General features: G+C 59.7%; 4 protein-coding genes and 1 pseudogene. All 5 read right to left on the bottom strand.

The window, feature by feature from the left end; translation table 11 throughout:
- Positions 1 to 397: pseudogene (locus tag EN991_RS23170) on the bottom strand (RluA family pseudouridine synthase); the annotation flags it as partial.
- Between the two features lie 62 nt (positions 398 to 459).
- Positions 460 to 834 carry a fluoride efflux transporter CrcB gene (gene crcB / locus EN991_RS23165; RefSeq protein ID WP_063172204.1) on the bottom strand — a complete coding sequence of 125 codons (375 nt, stop codon included), beginning with the start codon at positions 832 to 834 and terminating at the stop codon, positions 460 to 462.
- Positions 835 to 910: 76 nt separating this feature from the next.
- Positions 911 to 2,563: a hypothetical protein gene (locus tag EN991_RS23160; RefSeq protein WP_245461050.1), complete on the bottom strand. Its 1,653-nt coding sequence runs from the start codon at positions 2,561 to 2,563 to the stop codon at positions 911 to 913.
- A 172-nt stretch (positions 2,564 to 2,735) separates the two neighbouring features.
- On the bottom strand, positions 2,736 to 3,566 hold the full coding sequence (locus tag EN991_RS23155; protein WP_164769319.1) for an aspartyl/asparaginyl beta-hydroxylase domain-containing protein: 831 nt from the start codon (positions 3,564 to 3,566) through the stop codon (positions 2,736 to 2,738).
- 171 nt (positions 3,567 to 3,737) lie between these two features.
- A partial coding sequence (locus EN991_RS23150; protein WP_164769317.1) for a replication-associated recombination protein A occupies positions 3,738 to 4,935 on the bottom strand: 1,198 nt, incomplete at its 5' end.

Here is a 4,935-nt window from a genome sequence, read left to right as displayed (position 1 = left end):
GGTTGCGCCAGGCCTCCAGCATGTCGTCGACATTGCGGGTGACGCCCGAGCCGCCCTGCACCGCAAGGCCCGCCGGCTTGTTGAAGACGAAAACCTTAGGGTCTTCATGGATCAGCATTTTCGACAGGACATCGGCATCGCCCTGGTTGCGGATCGAGTGGCCGGTCAGCGCACTCTCGCCCTTCTTGTCAACCTCGAGCGGTGGGACGCGAACCATCTGGCCGGGCTCGACACGGGTGTCGGCCTTGACCCGGCCGCCGTCGACACGGATCTGGCCGGAGCGCAGAAGCTTCTGCAAATGGCCGAAACCAAGGCCCGGGAAATGGGTCTTGAACCAGCGGTCGAGCCGCATGCCCGCCTCGCCGGCTTCCACCGTGATCTGTTCAACGCCTGCCATGTTTTTTGTCGCTTATCCGTTTCCCGAGCCAAGCTCGGCCTGTTCTTGGCGCGGCAATAGCACTAAGGCAGGCTTCTTGCGAGCCAAAGTCCCAGAAACAGGGCGATAATGGCGCCAATGACGCTGGCAAGGGCATAACCCAGCGCAGGCAGCGTGGCTCCCCGCTCCCACAGCGTCGCAAAATCGAGCGAAAAGGCTGAGAAGGTGGTGAAGCCCCCAAGAATGCCGGTGGCAACGAACAGCCTGACCTCGTTCGATCCGCCACGGCGCATCATGGAGGCGATGAACAGCCCCATGGCGAAGGAGCCGATGACGTTGATGGCCATCGTGCCCCAGGGATAGTTGGGGCCGACAAAACGCAGCGCGCCGATGTTGGTAAGGTGACGAATTCCGGCACCGATGCCGCCACCGACGACGACGAGAAACAGATTGAACATGACCGTTTACTGCCCCCGCAGGGCTGCCCGGTCAATCCCTCGCTGTGGGCGCAAGCGCACGGATCAGCCGAGCTCGTCACCACTCAGGCGTTGCCCATCCCGGATATTTTTTCCTGAACTCGTTATAGAGGTCATCGATCTCCGTTTTTCCGATAGGGCGCACCTGTTCGTAGAGGTAGCCCTTGACGTCGCCGGACAGCTGGTACGCCGCGATGCGCCTGTATGCAGCGCCGATGCCTTTGCCCTCGACAATGTATTGGTCCGGTATCGAGACACAGAGCTGCGCACCCGGCTGCAGATGGGTAACGGGCGGATCGGTCACGACAACGTATTTGGACTTCAACGCCGCCGGTCTGAACCGATCGCGACTATCGACCTGACAAGCCCACTCGATGCGGGGGTAAAGGTCCTTGTCCATTTCATAGAGCAATGAGTCGCTCATGATCCCGCTGGACGCAAATACCGACAACCGGTCCCCAGGTCCCATCTTTCCAAGAAGGTCATCGATAAGGCGCCTGTATTCTGGAAGATTGTCGAGTTGCAGCGGGAGCGTGGCTTCCCTGGCAAAGACGTAGCTGACCGGTGACAGCACCTGGCGGCCAATCGGGAAAAAAGTACCGAAAAACGCCAGCACGGCGGCAACGGCTATCGCGGCGGTCGACCATCGCGATCTCAGCGCCGGCATCGAAACGATCGCAACGATTGCCTGGGCGTAGGCAGGAAAAAGCCAAAGAAACATTGGCACCGAATGGTGGCGATCCGGGTCCTGCATGCGGGTGAAGAGGAAGAAGGTAAGTACCGAAGCAACGGCACAGAACAGGGAAAATCTGTTTTGGCGTATGATGGAGATGCAAAGGCCGAATACGATCAACAGCCAGTTCACATAGCTGAGCCGCGATCCTGCCTGGTCAACCTGTGAAACGAAGCTTGTCTTGTATCCGCTGTAAAGGTCGCCATAGCTGGTTCCCAGTATCTTGAGGATCAGAGGTTGCTGGGAGGTCAGCGCGGCTCCGACAACCACGAGGATCACACACAGGCCCCCGACGGCGGCATTGCGGAGTGCCGGGACGTCGCGGTCTTTCGCGACCTGCAGAAAACAGAAGAAGGCCGCGGAAGTTCCGACCCCGATGACGGGATAGGCATACCAGCGGCGCAGCACGAATGCCAACCACAGGCATACGCCGACACGCATTCCGCTGATCACCGGTTCATGGGTCAGGAACCTCGATTTCCAGAGAAAATAGGTTGCCGCGCAAAGCGCGAGGCAGCCGGCAATGTCCGGCAACCCACGAAGCGTCGCCGCCCAGAAGGGCGTGTAGAGAAAGGCCGCAATCCATACGGTGAGCCAGCTTCGGCATGAAGGCGTCCCGGTCGCCGCCTCCAGATAGCTTGTTCTGCCGATGAGAAGAGCGGTCGGAACCAGGTAAACAGCGACTATTCCGGCGATGTAGGAAAACCTCGAATCGCCAAAAATGATGTGAAACGGCATCAGCGGCACCAGGATCGCCGCACTGTAGTCATCGGTGGCGATCGAGGTCCTCAAATGGCTGAGCCACTCGAGAGGGCTCTGAACCAAGAGCGTGCCCTGCCGGCTAAACGTGTCGAAATAGGCAGCGAAGTCCCAGTAATAGACAGGCTGTTCAAGCCCTACATAGATGAGAGCAAGAGCAACTCCCAGCAGAGCGGTACACACATATGTCGTTGCCCAAAATCCGAGAGATTTGTTCATCGTCACTTGCGGCCGCCAGAAGGAGAAGAGGCAGAACTATCAAAGCCAGCCCGGACTACCGTTTAATGCAGCCAGGATCCGGCGCATGAGCGGCCGACAAGGATTGGCCAAGTCTCACATGCAGAGCACCCAGACGCTGCCGGCAGGGCCGGCAGCGCCGATTTTCCAAAGCTCAGGTCGTCCCGGCATTCTTCGGCTTGGTCGAACCGATCATTTTCCAGTTCTTGTAGAACATGGAATTGATGCGCTCGACGCTCACCGAGACGATGGCCAGCATACCCGCGATGAGGCGGGGAACCGGGGATGGCCTGATAATGTCCATGAACACGCAGTAGCGGCGGCCGTCATACTCGTTGACCGAGCGATGCAGCAGCGTGTCGTCGAAGATGAACAGCGGATTGTCGTACCAGTAATTCTTGACGTTGCCGCACTCGACGAAAATCTCCGACTTCACCGGGATCAGATTGTAGAGAATGCGCAAGCTGAGCCGCAGCGGGCCGAAATGCCAGGACGTCGATTCGCGCTTGCTGAAGACGGAAACGGCGATGGTCTTGATGTATTTGAAATCCTTGTTGAACTCGGCGACGTTGTCGATCCTGTGCTTGCCGTACCACTGGTAGACATACATGCCGCGCCGGCCGGCGCCGAAATTGGCATCGATATCGGCGATGATCTCATCCCTGCGCGCCTTGAAGATATCCAGGACCTCGTTGACCTCGCGCTGATAGTCGGCGGGAAACTGATCCAGCTTCCACACGCCAGGATTTCTGTAGCACAAGAGGTCGACCAGCAGGTTGAACGGCGAAAGCAGCCAGGTGAACAGGCCGTTGCCGAGAAAATAGCCTGAGAACAGCGACAGATCCTTGCGGTCGTTGCGCAGCACGTCGATCAGGCCGCAGACGATGAAGATCGTCGTCAGGATGGGGATGAAATAGAAGCCAAGGGCGAGAAGCGGGATGGCAATGGCGAATTTGCGAAGGGATTTGCGAAGATTTTTTGTCATTTTTCCACGCGCCAAGCGCGATCCTGTTGCGAATGAGGTGCCCAAATCAAGGCAATGGCCACCGCCCGGTCGTGCGCCTTGATAAGGTTTTTTGGGTTACCACACAACGGCCCTGCTACCGCGGCCGGCTGGCTGCCTGGCGGATCTGGTCAATAGCCTCACGCAACCCGGCTATTCCCGCTCTTTGCGCAGCTTTGCCCAATAATCGAGCCGCTTCCTGATATCGCGCTCGAAGCCGCGCTCGGGCGGATCATAGAAGGTCTGGCGACCCATCTTCTCCGGAAAATAATCCTGCCCCGAAAAGGCATCCGGCTCGTCATGGTCGTAGCGGTAGCCCGCGCCGTAATCCTCCTCTTTCATCAGCTTGGTCGGCGCGTTGAGGATGTGCTTGGGCGGCAGCAGCGAGCCGTGTTCCTTGGCGGCCCGCGTGGCGGCCTTGAAAGCGTTGTAGACGGCGTTGGATTTGGGCGCGGTGGCGAGATAGACGGTGGCCTCGGCAAAGGCGAGTTCGCCTTCGGGCGAGCCGAGATAGTCGTAGGCATCCTTGGCGGCATTGGCGACGACAAGCGCCTGCGGGTCGGCAAGGCCGATGTCTTCCATGGCCATGCGCACCAGCCGGCGGCCTAGATAGAGCGGATCCTCGCCGGCATCGAACATGCGTGCGAGATAGTAGAGAGCCGCGTCAGGATCTGAACCGCGTACCGATTTGTGCAGCGCCGAGATCAGATTGTAATGGCCGTCCTGGCCCTTGTCGTAGATTGGCGCGCGGCGCTGGACGATGCGCTGCAGACCCTCGGGATCGAAGACCTCGCCGGGCTTGGCTGCTCGCCAGACTTCCTCTGCCAGGGTAAGAGAGGCGCGGCCGTCGCCATCGCTCATGCGGATGAGCATGGCCCGCGCCTCGTCGTCGAGCGGCAGCGCCCTGCCCTCGGTCTCCTCCGCCCGCGCCATCAGCTTGGAGATGCTCTCCTCGCCAAGCGAATGGAAGACCAGAACGCGCGCGCGTGACAACAAAGCGGCATTCAGTTCGAAGGACGGGTTTTCGGTCGTGGCGCCAACCAGCACGACTGTCCCGTCCTCCATGACCGGGAGGAAACTGTCCTGCTGCGCGCGGTTGAAGCGATGGATCTCGTCGACGAACAACAAGGTCTGGCGGCCATTGGCACGGCGCAATTTGGCTGATTCGAACACCTTTTTCAGGTCGGCGACGCCGGAAAAGACAGCCGATATCTGCTCGAAGGCGAGACTCGTTTCACCGGCGAGCAACCGCGCCACGGTGGTCTTGCCGGTGCCGGGCGGCCCCCAGAAAATCATCGAGCCGAGCGAGCCGGAACCGATCAACCGGGTCAGCGCGCCGTCAGGCCCGGTC

The organism is Mesorhizobium sp. M7A.F.Ca.US.005.03.2.1 (genome assembly GCF_003997795.1).
Taxonomy (GTDB): domain Bacteria; phylum Pseudomonadota; class Alphaproteobacteria; order Rhizobiales; family Rhizobiaceae; genus Mesorhizobium; species Mesorhizobium ciceri.
This window is presented reverse-complemented; position numbering and strand designations above follow the sequence as displayed.